At 54.7% G+C, this 18322-nt stretch carries 16 protein-coding genes, 1 tRNA gene and 1 pseudogene; 9 read left to right on the top strand and 9 right to left on the bottom strand.

What is annotated here, in order from left to right; translation table 11 throughout:
• Positions 1 to 289 (bottom strand): annotated as a pseudogene (locus IGQ16_RS04050) (photosystem II q(b) protein); the annotation flags it as partial.
• Between the two features lie 260 nt (positions 290 to 549).
• Here IGQ16_RS04050 and IGQ16_RS04045 point away from each other — a divergent pair.
• Together IGQ16_RS04045 and IGQ16_RS04040 are read left to right on the top strand one after the other, a co-directional pair.
• Positions 550 to 1737, top strand: a complete 1188-nt coding sequence (locus IGQ16_RS04045; protein ID WP_024124881.1) for a TRC40/GET3/ArsA family transport-energizing ATPase — start codon at positions 550 to 552, stop codon at positions 1735 to 1737.
• Positions 1738 to 1756: 19 nt separating this feature from the next.
• On the top strand, positions 1757 to 2458 hold the full coding sequence (locus IGQ16_RS04040; RefSeq protein ID WP_024124880.1) for an ABC transporter ATP-binding protein: 702 nt from the start codon (positions 1757 to 1759) through the stop codon (positions 2456 to 2458).
• Here the strand turns inward: IGQ16_RS04040 and IGQ16_RS04035 are convergent.
• Both IGQ16_RS04035 and purD read right to left on the bottom strand, forming a co-directional pair.
• The gene (locus IGQ16_RS04035; protein ID WP_024124879.1) at positions 2455 to 2748 is read right to left on the bottom strand and encodes a DUF3082 domain-containing protein; all 294 of its coding nucleotides are present in this window, start codon (positions 2746 to 2748) and stop codon (positions 2455 to 2457) included. The genes IGQ16_RS04040 and IGQ16_RS04035 overlap by 4 nt on opposite strands.
• Positions 2745 to 4049, bottom strand: coding sequence for a phosphoribosylamine--glycine ligase (gene purD / locus IGQ16_RS04030; RefSeq protein WP_297041213.1), 1305 nt, complete (start codon positions 4047 to 4049; stop codon positions 2745 to 2747). Before purD ends, IGQ16_RS04035 begins: the two co-directional genes overlap by 4 nt.
• A 201-nt stretch (positions 4050 to 4250) precedes the next feature.
• Between purD and IGQ16_RS04025 the strand changes: the two genes are divergently transcribed.
• Positions 4251 to 4324 (top strand) — tRNA-Asp (locus IGQ16_RS04025).
• A gap of 221 nt (positions 4325 to 4545) precedes the next feature.
• Here the strand turns inward: IGQ16_RS04025 and IGQ16_RS04020 are convergent.
• Positions 4546 to 5124, bottom strand: coding sequence for a M23 family metallopeptidase (locus IGQ16_RS04020; protein WP_024124877.1), 579 nt, complete (start codon positions 5122 to 5124; stop codon positions 4546 to 4548).
• A 107-nt stretch (positions 5125 to 5231) separates the two neighbouring features.
• On the opposite strand from IGQ16_RS04020, the gene IGQ16_RS04015 reads away from it, so the two are divergent.
• Complete coding sequence (locus IGQ16_RS04015) at positions 5232 to 5495, top strand: DUF3493 domain-containing protein (RefSeq protein WP_024124876.1); 264 nt, start codon at positions 5232 to 5234, stop codon at positions 5493 to 5495.
• Here IGQ16_RS04015 and prmC read toward each other — a convergent pair.
• On the bottom strand, positions 5492 to 6367 hold the full coding sequence (prmC, locus tag IGQ16_RS04010) for a peptide chain release factor N(5)-glutamine methyltransferase (protein ID WP_024124875.1): 876 nt from the start codon (positions 6365 to 6367) through the stop codon (positions 5492 to 5494). The genes IGQ16_RS04015 and prmC overlap by 4 nt on opposite strands.
• Positions 6368 to 6454: 87 nt before the next feature.
• On the opposite strand from prmC, the gene IGQ16_RS04005 reads away from it, so the two are divergent.
• Positions 6455 to 6808, top strand: coding sequence for a hypothetical protein (locus IGQ16_RS04005; RefSeq protein WP_024124874.1), 354 nt, complete (start codon positions 6455 to 6457; stop codon positions 6806 to 6808).
• Here the strand turns inward: IGQ16_RS04005 and IGQ16_RS04000 are convergent.
• A complete protein-coding gene (locus IGQ16_RS04000) occupies positions 6805 to 7719 on the bottom strand; it encodes a DMT family transporter (RefSeq protein ID WP_297060341.1) in 915 nt (304 codons plus the stop codon). The genes IGQ16_RS04005 and IGQ16_RS04000 overlap by 4 nt on opposite strands.
• A complete protein-coding gene (locus IGQ16_RS03995; protein WP_297060339.1) occupies positions 7706 to 9505 on the bottom strand; it encodes an aspartate kinase in 1800 nt (599 codons plus the stop codon). Before IGQ16_RS03995 ends, IGQ16_RS04000 begins: the two co-directional genes overlap by 14 nt.
• A gap of 136 nt (positions 9506 to 9641) precedes the next feature.
• Here IGQ16_RS03995 and ftsH point away from each other — a divergent pair, with 136 nt between their 5' ends.
• From ftsH to purB, 4 genes are read left to right on the top strand one after another with little or no spacing between them, the layout of a single operon-like run.
• Positions 9642 to 11570: an ATP-dependent zinc metalloprotease FtsH gene (ftsH, locus tag IGQ16_RS03990; RefSeq protein ID WP_297060336.1), complete on the top strand. Its 1929-nt coding sequence runs from the start codon at positions 9642 to 9644 to the stop codon at positions 11568 to 11570.
• Positions 11571 to 11584: 14 nt separating this feature from the next.
• Entirely contained in the window at positions 11585 to 13729 is a 2145-nt protein-coding gene (locus tag IGQ16_RS03985; protein ID WP_024124870.1) for an ATP-binding protein, read from the top strand.
• Positions 13730 to 13760: 31 nt separating this feature from the next.
• Positions 13761 to 14849 carry an LOG family protein gene (locus IGQ16_RS03980; RefSeq protein ID WP_297060335.1) on the top strand — a complete coding sequence of 363 codons (1089 nt, stop codon included), beginning with the start codon at positions 13761 to 13763 and terminating at the stop codon, positions 14847 to 14849.
• A 51-nt stretch (positions 14850 to 14900) separates the two neighbouring features.
• Entirely contained in the window at positions 14901 to 16196 is a 1296-nt protein-coding gene (purB, locus tag IGQ16_RS03975; RefSeq protein WP_297060333.1) for an adenylosuccinate lyase, read from the top strand.
• Here purB and pyrE read toward each other — a convergent pair.
• A complete protein-coding gene (gene pyrE, locus IGQ16_RS03970) occupies positions 16193 to 16762 on the bottom strand; it encodes an orotate phosphoribosyltransferase (protein WP_024124867.1) in 570 nt (189 codons plus the stop codon). The two genes, purB and pyrE, sit on opposite strands and share 4 nt — an antisense overlap.
• 14 nt (positions 16763 to 16776) lie before the next feature.
• Entirely contained in the window at positions 16777 to 18237 is a 1461-nt protein-coding gene (gene cysS, locus IGQ16_RS03965; protein WP_297060331.1) for a cysteine--tRNA ligase, read from the bottom strand.
• Positions 18238 to 18322: the final 85 nt, after the last annotated feature.

Genomic DNA, 18322 nt, shown 5'->3' with positions numbered 1-18322 from the left:
AAATGGGGTAGAAGTGCAAGCCAATGGCGTTGCTAGAGGGGACAACGGCACCGGTGATGATGTTGTTGCCATAGAGCAAAGAACCAGAAACAGGCTCACGGATGCCATCGATGTCTACAGGGGGAGCAGCGATGAAGGCAATTACAAAGCAGATGGTTGCGGCCAATAGGGTGGGGATCATGATCACACCAAACCAGCCCACATAGAGGCGGTTATCGGTGCTGGTCACCCAGTTACAAAACCGCTCCCACAAATTCGCGCTTTCGCGACGTTGGAGAGTTGTGGTCATAGTCGTGATAAGTCCAAATATATTTGATTTACAAACCCTTGAAAACAGTCATAAACTGCAAGGGCTTAAGCATTAAGTTAATATTCGCCCCGGGAGATCGGGGAGGGTTCTAAATGATTGTTAATAAAACTAAATAGGTAGTTGTATTTATTTATTTTCCTTAATGATTTTATTTCCATTGATGGCGAGCGATCGCCCCCCAAGGATAAGCTCAAGAGTTAAGATATTTTAAGCAACTGTGTTTAGGGCAGAGCCTTCCCATGCGCGTAATTTTAATGACTGGCAAAGGTGGCGTTGGTAAAACCTCAGTGGCGGCAGCAACGGGGCTACGCTGTGCCGAGTTGGGCTACAAAACCTTGGTGCTGAGTACCGATCCCGCCCACTCCCTTGCCGATAGTTTTGACATGGAACTGGGGCATGTGCCAGTGCCCGTTGCCGAAAATCTCTGGGGTGCCGAACTAGATGCCCTCATGGAACTGGAGGACAACTGGGGAGCCGTCAAGCGCTACATTACCCAAGTCTTGCAGGCGCGGGGGTTAGAAGGGGTTCAGGCGGAGGAATTGGCCATCTTGCCGGGGATGGATGAAATTTTTGCCCTTGTGCGTATGAAGCGCCACTACGACGAAGGTCAATACGATGTCCTCATTATTGACTCTGCCCCCACAGGCACGGCACTGCGGCTGTTGAGCCTGCCCGAGGTGAGCGGCTGGTATATGCGCCGCTTCTACAAACCCCTACAGCGGATGTCCGTGGCCTTGCGACCCATTGTGGAGCCAATTTTCAAGCCCTTGGTAGGGTTCTCTTTGCCCGATCAAGAGGTCATGGATGCACCCTATGAATTTTATGAGCAGATTGAAGCCCTTGAAAAAGTTCTCACCGACAACACGCAAACCTCCGTGCGCTTGGTAACCAATCCAGAAAAGATGGTGATCAAGGAATCCCTTCGTGCCCATGCCTATCTCAGCCTCTACAATGTGGCCACGGATTTAGTGGTGGCCAACCGCATTTTGCCGGAGACCGTGCATGATCCCTTCTTTACCCGCTGGAAAGAAACCCAGCAACGGTATCGCCAAGAGATTCACGACAATTTTCGCCCCCTGCCCGTCAAGGAAGTCCCCTTGTTTGCTGAGGAACTCTGTGGTTTAGCAGCACTGCATCGCCTGAAGGAGACCCTCTATGGCGATGAGGATCCAGCTCAGGTTTATTACCACGAGCAAACAATTCGGGTGGTGCCCAGCGATGGCCAGTACAGTCTTGAACTGTATCTACCGGGGGTCCCCAAGGAAAAAATTGAACTGAACAAGACGGCGGATGAGTTGAATATTCGCATTGGCAACCATCGTCGTAATATGGTGCTCCCCCAAGGATTGGCAGCGCTGCAACCGGTGGGCGCGAAAATGGAGGCGGACTACCTGAAAATCCGCTTTGCTAGTGCCACCAGTGGCTAATTCGCCCAATCAATGACTGATGAGACTTGCCGCTGTGATCACGACTAGGCTGGCGATCGCCACCACCAATCTAACCAAGGTTTATCGTTCTGGTCATCAGGAGACCCCTGTTTTGCAGGGAATCAATCTACAAATCGAAGCCGGCCATATCCATCTGCTGATGGGACCTTCGGGGTCGGGGAAAACCACTCTGCTCTCGATTTTGGCCGGCATTCTTGCCCCCACCAGTGGTCAAGTGGTTGTCTTAGGCCAAGAGATAACCCAACTGTCCAAGGTCGCACTGGCAAAATTCCGCCTGCAAAATATTGGCTTTATCTTTCAGAGTTTTAATCTTTTCCCTGCCTTGACCGCACTGGAAAATGTTGAAATTGCCCTCAATCTTAAGGGCATTAAAGGCAAAAAAGCGAAGGAACAGGCAGCAGCGCTTCTCGAGGCAGTTGGCTTGGGCGATCGCTGCGACTTTGTGCCCGCCAACCTCTCCGGAGGACAAAAACAACGGGTTGCCATTGCCCGTGCCTTGGCCGGTGAGCCAAAGATCATTTTTGCCGATGAACCCACAGCCTCCCTTGATTCCCAAAATGGCCAACAGGTGATCAAGATTCTCGACAAGCTGGCCAAGCAAAACGACTGCACGGTATTGATTGTTACCCATGATCCCCGTATTACAGCTATTGCTGATCGCATCACCAAAATTGAGGATGGCAAAATCAGCAACAGTTAAGCTTGCTCCCGTTGTATCCAGCGTTCCCAAAGGAGTTGCAGCGTCAGGGCCACTAGCCCCAGCGCAATAATGCTAAAGACACCCGTTGCCAGGGTACACAAACCGACCACGAGGGTGCGCACGGCAACTGCCAAGCTATAAACCAGTTGATTGTGAGGACTGACAGCATGGGTAGCAAGGAGGTAGGCGATCGCCCCTGTGAGCCGATAGAGGAGAATCCCAAGGGTACCAGCAATTAACGCGCCGGTTAAGCAGCGCAATGGGTCAGTTTTGGAAGTGAGAAGGGTCATGGACGGTATTCACCTCTGTGGGCCGATGATTCTAGAATACGGTAGCCAATGTCACGACGATAGTAGCAGTCGGCAAATTCAATAACATTGACCGCCCCGTAGGCCTTGGCTTGCGCCGTGGCAAAGTCAGGGGCCAAAGCAGTGATGTTGAGAACCCGCCCACCATTGGTGTACCACTGCCCCTCCTGCCAACGGGTACCCGCATGGAAGACCAGAACTCCCTGGGCCATTGCTTCTGGAATCCCCTGAATCACATCCCCTTTGCGGTAACTGCCCGGATAACCTCCTGCTGCCATGACAACGCATAGCGCCACTTCATTGCGCCATTGCAAGGTTCCCAAACTGGCTAAGCGTCCCTCAACACAGGCTAGGATCACATCAATCAAGGGGGTTTCCAAAAGGGGCAGCACCACTTGGGTTTCGGGATCACCAAAGCGACAGTTAAACTCCACCACGTAGGGATCCCCTGCGGGCGTCACCATCAGACCCGCATAGAGCACCCCACAGTAGTGGATGCCGCGATCCTGTAAAGCCCCAAGGGCCGGTTCGAGAATTGTCCTTTGAATCCGTCGCATTAGCTCTGGTGTTACCCAAGGTACAGGGGCATAGACTCCCATTCCCCCGGTATTCGGACCGGTATCCCCTTCGCCAATGCGCTTATGGTCTTGGGCAGGCAGCAGCGGCAGAATTGTTTTGCCATCTGTAACGGCGAGTACGGAGACCTCTTGCCCCTCCAGCACTGATTCAATGACCACCTTTTGACCAGCAACACCAAATTCGCCCCCAAAAATTCGCTCGAGGGCCGCGATCGCCTCTGCTTCTGTAGCTGCTACCGTCACTCCTTTACCCGCTGCTAAACCATCGGCCTTAATAACAATGGGGGCCCCTTTGGCTTGAACATAACGGGAGGCCGCCCCATAATTGTCAAACACTGCTGCCTGGGCCGTAGGAATCTGAGCCGCCTCCATGAGCGCCTTTGCCCAGGCTTTACTGGCTTCAATTTGTGCCCCTGCTTGGCCAGGGCCAAAGACCGGAATCTTGAGCGCCTGTAGGCGATCGCCTAAACCGGCTGCAAGGGGTACCTCTGGGCCAACGACGACTAGATCAGCGTTATTCTCTTTGGCAAATTCACTAATGCCTGTGAGGTCGGTGGCTTCAATGGCAACATTTTCACACCGCTCTAAGCAGGCTGTGCCCCCATTCCCTGGTAAACAGTAAACCTGTGTCACGCGATGAGAATCGAGTAATTTCCAAGCGATCGCGTGCTCCCGACCACCACTACCAACGACAACGACCTTCACAGACGTACTCCCAAAAGATAGGCGATCATTTTTCAAATCAATTCAAATCAATTTTCAGGAGCTTACCAAGTTTATCAGTCAACCGGCAACGTTCTCCCCAAAGGCAACAAGAAATGATAGAGGGCGATCGCCCTGCAGGGGAAATGCAACCAGTTGACAAGTCCATGATTTTCCTGATACGCTAAAAATCGCTCAAAAATTGGGACTGTAGTTCAATCGGTTAGAGCACCGCCCTGTCACGGCGGAAGTTGCGGGTTCGAGCCCCGTCAGTCCCGTCAAAGTTACACAATTTTACGTTATTTACGTTGAATTCTTCAGGGACAATCTGCAGAGTCGCGTTTTGAGTACTGGATAACTCCATAGGTGCACTATTTTGGCCGAGTGATTGATCGCTTCGGTGCCATGGATAATTGAAATGTGCAAATGATGGGCAAGAAAAAGCTTTCAAGTTTCATCGGTGTTACTAGCGCAAACCAAAACAATTCTCTGCTTAGGGTTACCGCTGAGCTTGGCTACCATACATGGCCTGTAGAACCACGGCAGGATTGACCAATTGCCCTCGGTAGCGGAGCGTCCAGTGAAGGTGGGGCCCGGTGGTGCGCCCCGTCATGCCCACTCGACCAATACGTGCCCCCGTAGGTACTCGTTGCCCCTCTAGGATTAAAATGCCACCCGCGCGATCGACGATGGCTCGTCCTTGGGGGGTCTGCTCAACCTGCCCCATCATGTGGCAGTAAACGTGTTCCCAAGCCCCCGATTGAATCCGTACCAGTGTGCCACAGGCAGTGTGATCGGAAACTTCAATTACCTGCCCGGTCCACCAATTGCGGATATAGCTGCCTTGGGGTGCCGCAAAATCAAGGCCATTGTGAAATTCGGTTGTGGTTTCCCCTGTGGGCGATCGCCGGTAGCCGAAGGGAGAGGTATAGCCTTGGAAATTTTCCACAGGAAATGAAGCATCGCTCCAGCGGAGTGTCCCTGCACTTGTATTTTGGGAGGGTTGACTGAGTTGGGGAACTGCAACCGTGGTACCCAAGGCGATCGAGAGTGCCAGACTGATTCGCTGCCAATGCATACTAAACTCCTCACGTCTTTTTGGGCCTACGGCCTTAGACCCTCATTGATGCACACCGTTCCCTATTATTAGGGACGTAGAATATTTTCAGGTGACGGAAAAATCAAATGGCTGCTCAGGAACCCAAGCAACAGGTTGAAGTGACTCAGTCAACCCTGCGCGATCGCCTGCGAGCCGAGGCAGCAGCGCCCTATCGGGGACTACGGCGTGTTTTCTATGCCGTTTTTGCTGCCTCCGGCCTCATGGGTGCCTTTATCCTTGGCCTCAAGGGATTGGCGGGCACCGCAGGTGATGACTGGGTGTGGAATCTGGCATTACAAATCGGCGTGGTTGCCCTAATGGTTGCCCTCTGGCGTTGGGATCGCGGCTAAGGTGTTTGAGCAAGCAAAAAGCGATCGTGGCCACTAAGATCTCGAAGGATTTCCACCCGTTCATAGGCTTGGGTGGCCATTGCCAACGCTGCCACTGCTTCCCCTTGGGTGGCCATCAATTCAATAAAGAGCCAGCCTTGGGGTTGCAAATACTCTGGCGCCGTCTCAAGAATCTGACGAATGGCCTGCAAGCCATCAGTACCGCCATCGAGGGCAAGGAAAGGTTCATGGTACTGCACCTCCGGTTGGAGGGTGGCCACTAGGCTAGTGGGAATATAGGGGGGATTACTGACAATCCCCTGCACTTGCCCTTGCAGTGGCACAATGGGGTCAAACCAATTCCCGACGTAGCACCGCACGCGATCGCCCAAAGCGTACTTTTGAATATTAACTTGCGCGACCTCTAGGGCCTCAGGGCTACAATCCACGGCATGAATCAGCGCTGTCGGAAAGAACCGCGCCAACCCAATGGCGATCGCGCCACTCCCCGTACCCAAATCCAGCCAATGCCCCTGCTGTTGCCAAGGGGGTACCGTTGCCGCGACTACTTCAAGTAACTCCTCGGTTTCTGGCCGAGGAATCAGCACGCTGGGGGTAACGACTAATTCGAGATCGTGCCAGTGAGCCACACCAATCAGATATTGCAGGGGGACTCGCTCTTGCCAGCGGCGTTGCCAGCGCTCTTGGAGTTCTGCAAGGGGAAGTTTCAGATGAATCTGGGGCGGGAATCGGCGCAGTGTGATTTCAAGGGGACTCAGCACTGTAAAGGCACTGAGAAATTGTTTTAACTCCCGCAGGCCACTCTCGCGCTCAGAAGCGGGAATGATCGCCTGAGCCCAGTGCCACCATCCTTGGAGCGCCTCACCACTCACGACTATATCTTGTATATCTTGACCCTTGTTTTCTGAGGATACTCGTATCAAAATAGCCCTAGGATTCCTAACTGTGCCTTACCCACTGTGGCAGATTTTCAGGAACAGCTTCAACGTCTGCAAGAGCAACTACAGCGGGCACAGGCGCGAGCTAATGAGCTGCCGTCACTGATTCCTGAACCACCCCCGCCGCCTGTGGATCCCGCAGCCCCAGAATGGGCAGATGAACGGGCACAGATTGAAGCCCGCGTGCGCAGTGAAACCTCCGTTGCCCAACTTCAGGTTCAACTGATTGAAGCTCTCTTGGAAAATCAACGGCTGCGACGTGCCCTAGAGGAGGAACGGCAAAATCATGCCCGCACCCGTGAGGGGTTAATTGCCGCCTTGGGGGATGCCTTGGATACCCTCAAACAGCGGCGGCGATCGCCAAAACCACCCTAAGGACTTGGCCACAGTGCCACGCTTAAACCCGCCAGCACAAGAGTGCCCCCCATGATCACTGCCGTTGTCGGCACTTCACCAAACAGCAGCAAAGCAAAGAGACTCGCAGCAATTGGTTCTGCCAACACTAGAAGGGTTACCCATGTGGGGGACAGCCAACGCAGGCACCAATTGAGACTGGTGTGCCCCACCAACTGGGGAATCAACGCCAGTAGGACAATAGCGCCATAGAGCTTTAGCGGCCAACCTGTGTAGGCAAGGCCCAGGAGAGGCGGCAGGGGTAGGAGCCCCACCGCAGCAGTGGCATAGGCAACAAGGGCGTAGTGGTGAATCGACAGACCGGCCTTTTGGGCAGCCTGACCACAAATAAAGTAGGCACTGACCGCCCAGGCCGCAGCGATCGCTAGCCCATTTCCCAGTAGGGGATTCCTTGCCACAGCACTCGTCAGTTCTCCCGTGCCAATTAGGGCACTGCCACCAAGGGCGATCGCCAGGCCTACCCAAGCACGGGATTTAAGGGTTTGTCGCTGCCAAAGGTACCCCACGAGCGCCGACCAGATCGGGGTGGTCGTCACCAGCATCGTCGAGGCCGCCACCGATGTGTAGTGCAGCGAAGTGAACCAAAGGCTAAAGTGTGCCGCAAGAGCAATCCCCGCAGCCACCGCCCAACGCAGATTTTGCCGAGTCAGGTCCAGCCATGGCCAAGCGTACAGTTGCGGGGTCAAAAAGAGGGCGGCCAAACTCAGGCGACCACTGGCAAGGAAAATGCTCAACCCTACGGTTGTCCTTAGGGAATGGGTAGGTAAACCAGTCATACCCCAGCGCACCAGCACAGCAGCCATAGAAACCGCCAACACCCCCCCGCCGAGCACAAGGGCAATTTGCCAGTAGGGCGGCCTATTGACCGACATCGGGAATGACGACAGGTGTCTCCCCATCCAGCCCAAAGGCCGTATGCACTGCCCGCAGCGCCCGCACCCCCTCTGATTCTGCTACGACACAACTGACGCGAATTTCTGAGGTGGCAATCATTTGAATGTTGATGTTTTCACGGGCAAGGGCAGCAAACATTTGGGCAGCAATCCCCGGCCGGTGGATCATCCCCACACCGACAATGCTCACTTTGGCGATCGCGGTGTCGACGAGGATGTCACCGTAGCCCAATTGGGCCTGAACTTCTCTGAGCAGTTCCGTGGCTCTTTCGGCATCGGCAGAGGCGACCGTAAAGGCAATGTCGCGGGTCATCACACCCCCCAGGGAGCGCGATCGCTGGGATTGGATAATCATATCGACACTAATGGCCGCATCCGCAAGGGTCTGGAAAATGGCTGCCGCCATGCCAGGGCGATCGGGCACATCCCGAATGGCAATCCGCGCCTGCTTCGGATCAAGGGCAACGCCCCGCACCGGTGGGGCAGCGGGAGTCTCTTGAGGGACAGTGGTGGCAGCTTCCACATCAAAGGTTTGGGAGAGGACGGCAATGGCTCGACCGGCATCCGCTGCGGCCACTGTACAACTGACATTCACTTCAGAGGTGGAAATCATTTGCAGATTAATACCCGCTGCCGCCAAGGCTGAGAACATCTGAGCTGCCACCCCCGGTCGGCCAATCATGCCGGCGCCGGTAATACTCACCTTGGCAATATCGGCATCCACGAGCACATCCGTCTCTTCAACCCGGGAACTCAGGCGGGGATAAAAGGCCAGGGCAATGGCTTCGGCTTGCTTCAGAACCCGCCTTTGCACTGTAAAGGCAATATCATTCGTTTGCCCTTCATGGATAGATTGGATAATCAAATCCACATCCAGGTTTTGCCGTGCCAGTTCACCAAAAAGCTGCGCCGCAACACCGGGGCGATCGGCCACCCGCAGCAGTGCCACCTTTGCCTGATCTGTGTCAAGGGCTACACCATCCACGGGCTTGCCCAATTCAAGGTTTTCCACGGGACGCGGCGGCCGCGATGGTGCAATAACGCGAGTACCAGGATCATCCGTCCAACTGGAGCGCACCACCAAATCGACACCATAGTTGCGGGCAATCTCCACCGCGCGGGGGTGCAAGACCTTTGCCCCTAAGCTGGCCAACTCCAGCATTTCATCGCAAGTAATTTCGCTCATCAGTTGAGCCTTGGGCACTAGCCGGGGATCGGTGGTCAAAATGCCGGGGACATCGGTGTAAATTTCACAGCAATCCGCCCCTAGGGCAGCCGCCAAAGCCACAGCTGAGGTATCCGACCCGCCACGCCCAAGGGTGGTGACTTCAAAATCGGCAGCAGCAGTAATCCCCTGAAAACCGGCCACAACCACCACTTGTCCTTCTTTGAGGTGCCGTTCGAGGCGCTGGGTCTCAATGTGGAGAATGCGGGCACGGGTGTGGGCCGGTTCAGTAACAATTCCCACTTGGGCGCCGGTCAGGGAGATAGCGGGTTCCCCCAAGGCATGGAGAGCCATTGTCAATAGAGCGATCGAGACTTGCTCCCCCGTCGAAAGAAGCATATCCATTTCCCGCTGACTGGGGCGATCGCTAATGGCATAGGCCAGTTGCACCAAGCTATCCGTCGTTTTGCCCATGGCCGAGACCACCACCACTACCTGATGTCCTGCTGCCACAGTTGCCTTGACCCTACGGGCTACCGCTTGAATGCGCTCGACACTACCGACGGACGTGCCGCCATACTTTTGTACAATCAGTCCCATGGGCGTTCTAAAAAGAATGCTGTCCTATTTTATATTCAGGGCGGCGATTCTGGGCTGTGGCTGATCCGTGGCGCCAGGGAACTGAAAAATCGCTGTTAAACTGGAAATTGGAACTGAATTTCGGAAACGGGTCTCGATGAAATACGCTCAACGCCTTTGCCAACGGCTGAGTCAACTGGCTCTGGTCGTGGGTCTCTCGTTAGTCCCCACCAACATGGGTCTAGCGCAGTCGAGCAACAATAACACCGTTTCCTACACTCAATTCCTCAATGCCCTTAAAGCCGGTGAAGTTCGCTCCGTCGAACTCTATCAGGAACAGGGGCTAGCCAAGTTTCGCCGCAAGAATCAGCCAGAACAATCGCCTCCCCAAGAGGTACGGCTTTTTGATCGCAATCCCGAACTGGTGGAACTGCTGCGCCAAGTGAGCAGTCGCTATGACACGACGGTGCGGGTGGTGCCCTCAGGCAATGAGAGCGCCCTTTTCAGCCTAATTTCCAACTTGGTGCTGGGCTTCTTTCTGCTGATTTTATTCCTGATGATTTTGCAGCGGGTCAGTAATGCCCCTGGCGGCCCTGGGCAGATTCTCAACTTTGGCAAATCCCGCGCCCGCTTTCAAATGGAGGCACAAACGGGGGTGACCTTTGGCGATGTGGCAGGAATTGAAGAAGCCAAAGAAGAGCTTCAGGAAGTCGTCACCTTTCTCAAGAATTCAGAGAAATTTACCTCTATTGGTGCCCGTATTCCCAAGGGGGTCCTGCTGATTGGGCCGCCGGGAACTGGGAAAACGCTCCTTGCCAAGGCGATCGCCGGTGAAGCCGGGGTACCCTTCTTTTCCATTTCTGGCTCTGAATTTGTGGAAATGTTTGTCGGCGTTGGGGCTTCTCGCGTGCGGGATCTCTTTAGAAAGGCCAAGGAAAACGCCCCCTGCTTGGTGTTTATTGACGAAATTGATGCCGTTGGTCGCCAACGGGGTGCGGGGATTGGCGGTGGCAATGATGAGCGCGAGCAAACCCTCAACCAACTCCTGACGGAAATGGATGGCTTTGAGGGCAATACGGGCATTATTGTAATTGCGGCAACAAACCGCCCCGACGTTTTGGATGCTGCCCTACTGCGCCCTGGCCGCTTTGACCGCCAGATTACCGTTGATTTGCCCAGCTACAAAGGACGCCTACAAATTCTCCAAGTCCATGCGCGCAACAAAAAAATTGCCCCTGAGGTGTCCCTAGAGGCGATCGCCCGCCGTACCCCCGGTTTTTCTGGTGCCGAATTGGCTAACCTTCTCAATGAAGCCGCCATCCTCACAGCGCGCCGCCGCAAACCCGCCATGACCAATGCGGAAATTGACGATGCCATTGACCGGGTCACCATTGGCATGACGCTTACCCCCCTCCTCGACAGTAAGAAAAAGTGGCTGATTGCCTACCACGAAGTGGGGCATGCGCTGTTGATGACACTTCTAAAACATGCCGATCCCCTCAATAAAGTGACGATTATTCCCCGTTCTGGGGGCGTTGGTGGCTTTGCTCAGCAGATCTTTGATGAAGAGCGGGTAGATAGTGGCCTCTATACTCGTGCTTGGCTCCTCGATGAGATTACCATCCTATTGGGGGGGCGCGCTGCCGAAGTGGAAATCTTTGGTGATGCTGAGGTCACTGCCGGTGCCAGTAGCGACCTGCGAGCCGTAGCCAATCTGGCGCGGGAAATGGTGACCCGTTACGGTATGTCGGATTTGGGACACCTAGCCCTTGAAACAACAGGCAACGAGGTTTTTCTGGGTCGAGATCTCATGCCCCGCGCTGAATATTCTGAAGCCGTGGCCGTGCAAATTGACCGCCAAGTGCGTGAGATTGTTATGCACTGCTACGAGATTGCCCGCAAACTGATCCGCGAGCATCGGGGGGCCGTTGACAAGCTGGTGGAGCTGCTCCTTGACAAGGAAACCATTGACGGTGATGAGTTCCGTGCCCTGGTGCGTCAATATACCACCCTACCTGTCAAAGAACCCCCTTGGAAGGCGACGGCTACCCCCGTGTCCTTTCGTCAGGATGCCCAGCCGTCCTAGGTAAGGAGGCAACGGTGAGCGATGAGCGGCAGGCAGTCCGCCACCTATTAGTCCTCGAAGACAGTGAGGGACGGCGACCCATTTTGCTAGAGGCAGCCACCTACTCCATTGGCCGTGATCCGACGAATTCAATTGTGCTCCACTCCAAGATGGTCTCACGGCAGCACGCGATTTTGTTCCGAGTGACTAGTCCTGAGACCAATAGCTATCTTTTTCGCCTGATTGATGGCGATTTACAGGGCAAGCGCAGTACGAATGGGACTTTGGTCAATGGCCAGCGGATTGTTGCCCATGACTTGCGCACTGGCGACATGATTGTGTTTGGCGGTGATGTGCGTGCCCGCTACCTGACCCTGACCAACATGACGGATACCGAGTTTCAGGATTTTTGCCGCAGTACCGATGTCTTAGGATTTCTCTCTAAAAGCACCAATCCCTTTGCAACGCTCGTTCCCCTCAGTGAGGGCAATATCGAGAATTTTAGTGAAGCAGCCTTGGTGCGCCTGGCTTCCTATCCGGAACTGACGCCCAACCCGATTTTAGAGGTGGATTTGGAGGGGAAGGTGACGTATCTCAATCCAGCGGCGGTGATGCAGTTTCGGGACTTGCAACAACAGAAGTTGGCTCATCCCCTGCTATTGGGACTGCCGGAACTAGCACGCTACATGAAGCAAACCCAAGAAAAAGTCCATGTGCGGGAGGTGGAGTACCAAGGACGCATCTACGAGCAATCGATCCACTACATCTATGAAAGTGAGCTGATCCGCAGCTATGTCATGGATGTAACCGATCGCAAGCGAGCCGAGGAACAACTGCGCAACCAAGCCCGCCGCGAGGCCATCATTAACCGCATCATTCAAGCCATGCGGACCACCATGGTAGCAGCGGAGGTTCTGCAAATTACCGCTGATTTACTCCTAGAAGCCCTAGGTTCGACCCTCTGCCTGATTACACAAACCCATGCTCCCCATAGCCCTACCTCTGCAAGCCGTCCTCCCTTTGTCAGCTTACCCGAGGACTTGATTGCTCTCAACCAGCAGGCGATCGCCCTTTTTGAACCCACCCTCAGGAAGGGTGAACAGGTGGTTTTGGCGGTTGATGGTCCGGATTTGCCGGAGCCACTGCAAAGGGCTCTGAGAAGCTTAAATGTCAACGCCTTGGTGATCACGCCGCTGGTTTACCTCGGCCAACTCCTGGGGCAAATTACGCTTCTAGATTGTGAGTGGGAACCGAGTGAGGCAACGTCAGTTTTGGCGAGCGATCGCCCCCTTTGGCAACAAACCTTGCCCAAGTCTTGGACACCGGAAGATTTAGGCCTCCTCAAAACCATTGCCGATCAGTGTGCCCTTGCCATTCACCAAGCCCAGCTTTACCAACAGGTGCAAGAACTCAATGCGGATTTGGAGCGACAAGTGCGTGCCCGTACCGCCGAACTGGAACAGAAAATGCAGGAGCTAGAGCGGCTTAATGCCATTAAGGATGATTTCTTGAGTACCGTCTCCCACGAGTTGCGTACGCCCATGGCTAATATGAAAATGGCCATCTATATGCTGAAGCAATTTGCCACCGACGATCGCCAGAAACGCTACCTCGACATTCTCGCCAATGAGTGCAACCGCGAAACCGAACTGATCAATGATTTATTAGATCTGCAACGCCTGGAGGCAGGGCGCAGCCAGATTCAACAGGAGGTGATTGATCTCAACAGTTGGCTGCCTGCGGTGCTCGAACCCTTTCGCAACCGCATGCAACAGCGGCAGCAATCCCTTGAGGTTTTGCGCCCCGCCACGTTGCCCCCCCTCCTCTCCAACCGCCATGCCTTAGCCCGCATCTTAGCAGAGTTGCTCAACAATGCTTGTAAGTATAGCCCTGCTGGCGCACAGATTGTTGTCCGGTTTGATCCAATCGGGGGCGATCGCCTGCAAATTCAGGTGAGCAATCCCTCAGAGATCCCCAGCGAAGAGCTGCCGCGCATCTTTGAAAAGTTCTATCGCATTCCCAATGCCGATCCGTGGCAACAGGGGGGAACGGGTTTAGGCCTCGCCCTCACCCAAAAACTCGTAGAGCAATTGCAGGGTGAAATTAGCGCCGACAGTGCAGCAGGCATGACCACCTTTACCCTCAGCCTACCCCTTGCCACAGGCGATCCCTCCACCTGATAAAATAGGGTGCTAACGTTTTTAGGGTGCCATGACCCTTTCGCGAGTCGCTTTAAGTAGCCTACAGCAAGACGTCGACGAGTTAATTAGTCGCTTGGATAAGGTGCCCCACGGCGACGTGATTTACCAAGCCCTGCAGCTTTTTCTGGAGATTGCCGATGAGGAACTGGAACGACTAGATTGGAAAATTCTGCGTTCCTGCCTGCGGGATATGCACCAAGCCCTGCGGGTCTTTGCCCCCTATCGCCATACCCGCAAAATATCGATCTTTGGCTCTGCCCGAACCCCCTCCAGCGCGCCCGTCTATGAAATGGCGGTGCGCTTTGCCCAAGCCGCGAGTGCGACGGGGTTTATGATTATCACCGGTGCCGGGGGCGGCATCATGGAGGCTGGTAACAAAGGGGCAGGCCCCAATAAGTCCTTTGGCCTCAACATTGAACTGCCCTTTGAGCAGGGTGCCAATCCCTACATTGAAGGGGATCCGCGCCTGATTCACTTTAAGTACTTTTTTACGCGCAAGCTCTTTTTGCTTAAGGAAACCGATGCCATTGCCGTCTTTCCCGGTGGCTTTGGCACCCAAGATGAAGCCTTCGAATGCTTGACCCTGTGCCAAACGGGTAAGGCCCCCCCTAAACCCTTGGCCTTGATGGACGTTCCCGGTGGTACCTACTGGCAGCATTGGGATCGGTTTATTCGCGAGGAATTGGCGGCCAAGGGGCTAATTAATGGGGAAGATCAGGAACTTTACCGCATCTGCACTAGTGTGGACGAAGGCTTAGCCTATCTGAGTGGCTTTTATCGGGTCTATCACTCCAGCCGCTATGTGGGCGATCGCTTGGTGCTGCGGTTGAACCAAGACATTAGTGATGCTGCCTTAGCAGAACTCAATCGGGATTTTCAAGACATTCTCGTATCGGGGCAGATTGAACGGACTGAACCGTTGCCTCGGGAAGTAGAAGACGAGCAACCCATCAACCACCCTGCCTTGACCCACACGCTCCACCTACCGCGATTGATCTTGCACTTTAACCAGCGGGATTACAGCCGTCTTTACCAACTCATCTATCGCCTCAATGGCTTTGCCACAGCGGCGACGGTGTACCATCCCGAACGTAAATAGGCGATCGCCATTCAATTCCAGTTTTTCATCACTCTAGCTAAACACACGCCCATGATCGAACGCTATACCCTTGCCCCGATGGGGAATCTCTGGACGGATGCCTACAAATTCAAAACATGGCTTGATGTTGAGATTGCCGTCTGTGAAGCCCAAGCCGACCTGGGGCATATTCCGGCGGAGGCCGTTGCCGAGATCAAAGCCAAGGCCAAGTTTGACCCCCAACGGGTACAGGAAATTGAAGCGGAGGTGAAGCACGATGTCATTGCTTTCCTGACCAACGTCAACGAGCATGTCGGCGATGCTGGGCGCTATATTCACCTTGGCTTGACTAGCTCCGATGTTCTCGACACTGGTTTAGCCCTGCAACTGGTGGCCAGTCTAAGACTGATTCAAGAGCAGTTGGAGCATCTCATTCAGGCGGTGCGCCACCGTGCCCAAGAACATCGCTATACAGTGATGGTGGGACGCAGCCATGGCATTCACGCTGAACCCATTACCTTTGGCTTCAAACTGGCGGGTTGGTTGGCGGAACTGCTGCGCCATCGCGATCGCCTGTGTCAGTTACAGCGCACAGTGGCGGTGGGCAAAATCTCCGGCGCAGTGGGCACCTATGCCAATGTCGATCCGCGGGTAGAGGCGATCGCCTGCCAAAAACTAGGACTGCAACCCGATACCGCCTCTACCCAGGTCATTTCCCGCGATCGCCATGCAGATTATGTGCAAACCCTTGCCCTGCTAGGCGCCAGTCTGGAGCGCTTTGCCGTTGAAATTCGCAATCTACAGCGCACCGATGTTCTGGAAGTGGAGGAATTTTTCTCGAAGGGTCAAAAAGGTTCCTCAGCTATGCCCCACAAACGCAATCCCATTCGTTCCGAGCGGCTCACGGGTCTAGCGCGGGTGCTGCGGGGCAATGCCTTGGCTGCCCTGGAAAATGTTGCCCTTTGGCATGAGCGGGATATTTCCCACAGTGCAGTGGAACGGGTAATTTTGCCCGACAGCTCGATTCTCACCCACTTTATGCTGGTGGAAATGACTGACTTGGTGCAAACGCTGCAGGTTTATCCCGAGAATATGCGCCGCAATATGAATTGCTACGGCGGTGTGATCTTTAGTCAGCGGGTGCTCTTGGCCTTGGTGGAAAAAGGCCTCAGCCGTGAAGCGGCCTATGCCCTTGTGCAGAAACATGCCCATGCCGCTTGGAATCAACCCCAGGGGGACTTTGCCGCCAACCTAAAGGCAGACCCTCAAATTCAGCGGTATCTCAGTCCTGAGGAATTAGAGGCCTGCTTTAACCCAGAGCACCACCTGCGGCACTTGGAGGAAATTTACCAGCGCTTGGGAATTTAAGTGTGATTGAGATAGGCTTCTAAGTCACTGATTTGGAAGAGCGATCGCAGGGGTACCCCCTGAGCCGCAAAGGCCGCTGCTCCCCCCCCTTGGCGATCCACAATCGCTAGGACTTCATTCACCACATAGCCCGCCTCTTGGAGACGCAGAACGGCCTTGAGGGCAGACCCCCCCGTTGTGATCACATCCTCAAGCACTGTGACCACTGCCCCCTGGGGCAAGGGGGGGCCTTCAATAAAGCTCATCGTGCCGTGGCCTTTGGCTTCCTTACGCACAATCAGCGCCGCCCGATCCTGCCCCGCTAAATTGGAAAGTACGCTCACCGCTACTACCAAGGGATCTGCCCCAAGGGTGAGACCTGCCACCGCCACCGCTTCAGGGGCTAACTGCTCCAAGAAGAGCCGCCCCACAAGGTAAGCGCCCCGCGCCGAGAGGGTGACGGGTTTGCAGTTGATGTAGTAGTGGCTTTTTTGGCCAGAGGCCAGGGTAAACTCGCCGGCACGGTAGGCATCGCGGCAAAGAAGTGCCAAGAGTTCCTGACGCAGGTCAACAAGGGAATCGTCCATGGTGTTCTCCAGTGTTAGGGGGCTGAGGGCACGCGAAACCAATGGGTGGTGCCGTCCTTTTGATCCACGAGCTTGACCCCTTGAGCCAAAAGGAGATCCCGCAGGCGATCGCTCTCGGCGTAATTCTTGGCTTGGCGGGCAGCCGTGCGAGCCGCAATTAACTCTTGAATCTCCTCATCGGTTAGTCCCACTGTTGGCGAAGGGTTGCGCTCCGCTTTCGCCTCCAGACCCAAGACCTGAGCCAGGGTTACTAAGGTGTGCCAATCGCGGCTAACCTCGGCGGGCGATCGCCGCCCCTCTCCCCCATGGAGATAGCGATGCTGCTCACGATTGAGAGTTTTTGCCAGCTCAAAGATCACTGCTAGAGCCGCTGCGGTGTTCAAGTCCTCATCCATGGCCTGGCAAAAGGCTTGAGTACTGGGGTGGCTCCTCACCGCATCTGCATCTATGGGGGGCAGGGGAATCTGCTGATGCAAGTGCAGTGCTTCCCCTAGGGTTTGCCAGCCCTTGGCAGCGGCAGTCAGTGCCTCTGGCGTAAAGTCCAAGGGTTTGCGGTACTGAGCCTGCAAGACCAATAGGCGCAAGGCCATGGGATCCACCCCCTGAGCCAGCAGGTCACGAATGGTCGTGAAATTCCCCAAGGACTTGGACATTTTCGCAGTGTTGACGGTAACAAAGCCGTTGTGGAGCCAAAATCGCGCTAGGGGCTGTTGCGTCACCGCCTCCGATTGGGCAATTTCATTCTCGTGGTGGGGAAAAATTAAATCCATACCGCCGCAGTGGATATCCACTGTGGCCCCAAAGGCCTGCCGCACCATTGCTGAGCATTCAATGTGCCAGCCGGGGCGCCCTTTACCCCAAGGGGCTTCCCAAGGATGATAGACCCTCATTTCCTCTGGCTTTGCCGCTTTCCAGAGGGCAAAATCCAGGGGATGGCGTTTGCGCTGCTCCTCCTCTTCCTCAATGCGACCACTGGCACCGGCCATCAATTGCTCAAGCTGGCGCCCCGAGAGCTTGCCATAGCTGGGAAATTGCGCCACCGCATAGTAAACATCTCCCCCAGCCACGTAGGCATAGCCCCGATCCAGCAGCCCTTGGATGAGGTTAATAATTTCTGGAATCACCTCTGTGGCGCGGGGATAAGCACTGGCGGGCAGGATATTCAAAGCCGCCATGTCCTCGTGGTAGGCGGCAATGTAGCGATCGCTAACCGTCGCCATGGTTTCACCGTTTTCATGGGCACGGCGCAGAATTTTGTCATCAATATCGGTAAAATTCTGCACATAGTGCACTGTGTAGCCCAAGAACGTGAGATAACGGCGCAGCACATCCCAAGCTACATAGGAACGGGCGTGCCCTAAATGGCAATAGTCATAGACTGTAACACCACAGGCATAGATCGTCACCCGCTCTGGGTGCAGGGGCGAAAAGGGTTCAAGGTGGCGAGACAATGTGTTGTACAGATGTAAGGGCACAGAAACACCCCGCAAGGATCAACAGTTGCAGCAGCAAATCGCTCTTTGATAGGATATAGAATACCAAATTCATCATTATCGAGGA

This window comes from Thermosynechococcus sp. M3746_W2019_013 (genome assembly GCF_015296045.1).
In the GTDB taxonomy this organism is placed as follows: domain Bacteria; phylum Cyanobacteriota; class Cyanobacteriia; order Thermosynechococcales; family Thermosynechococcaceae; genus Thermosynechococcus.
The sequence above is the reverse complement of the archived record's forward strand: the minus strand, read 5'-3'. Positions and strand labels throughout refer to the sequence as shown.

Bases quoted from the DNA above. Each gene is read 5' to 3' on its own strand.
- IGQ16_RS04045 (WP_024124881.1), top strand. From the start codon at position 550: ATGCGCGTAATTTTAATGACTGGCAAAGGTGGCGTTGGTAAAACCTCA.
- IGQ16_RS04040 (WP_024124880.1), top strand. From the start codon at position 1,757: ATGAGACTTGCCGCTGTGATCACGACTAGGCTGGCGATCGCCACCACC.
- IGQ16_RS04035 (WP_024124879.1), bottom strand. From the start codon at position 2,748: ATGACCCTTCTCACTTCCAAAACTGACCCATTGCGCTGCTTAACCGGC.
- IGQ16_RS04020 (WP_024124877.1), bottom strand. From the start codon at position 5,124: ATGCATTGGCAGCGAATCAGTCTGGCACTCTCGATCGCCTTGGGTACC.
- IGQ16_RS04015 (WP_024124876.1), top strand. From the start codon at position 5,232: ATGGCTGCTCAGGAACCCAAGCAACAGGTTGAAGTGACTCAGTCAACC.
- IGQ16_RS04000 (WP_297060341.1), bottom strand. From the start codon at position 7,719: ATGTCGGTCAATAGGCCGCCCTACTGGCAAATTGCCCTTGTGCTCGGC.
- IGQ16_RS03995 (WP_297060339.1), bottom strand. From the start codon at position 9,505: ATGGGACTGATTGTACAAAAGTATGGCGGCACGTCCGTCGGTAGTGTC.
- ftsH (WP_297060336.1), top strand. From the start codon at position 9,642: ATGAAATACGCTCAACGCCTTTGCCAACGGCTGAGTCAACTGGCTCTG.
- IGQ16_RS03980 (WP_297060335.1), top strand. From the start codon at position 13,761: ATGACCCTTTCGCGAGTCGCTTTAAGTAGCCTACAGCAAGACGTCGAC.
- purB (WP_297060333.1), top strand. From the start codon at position 14,901: ATGATCGAACGCTATACCCTTGCCCCGATGGGGAATCTCTGGACGGAT.
- pyrE (WP_024124867.1), bottom strand. From the start codon at position 16,762: ATGGACGATTCCCTTGTTGACCTGCGTCAGGAACTCTTGGCACTTCTT.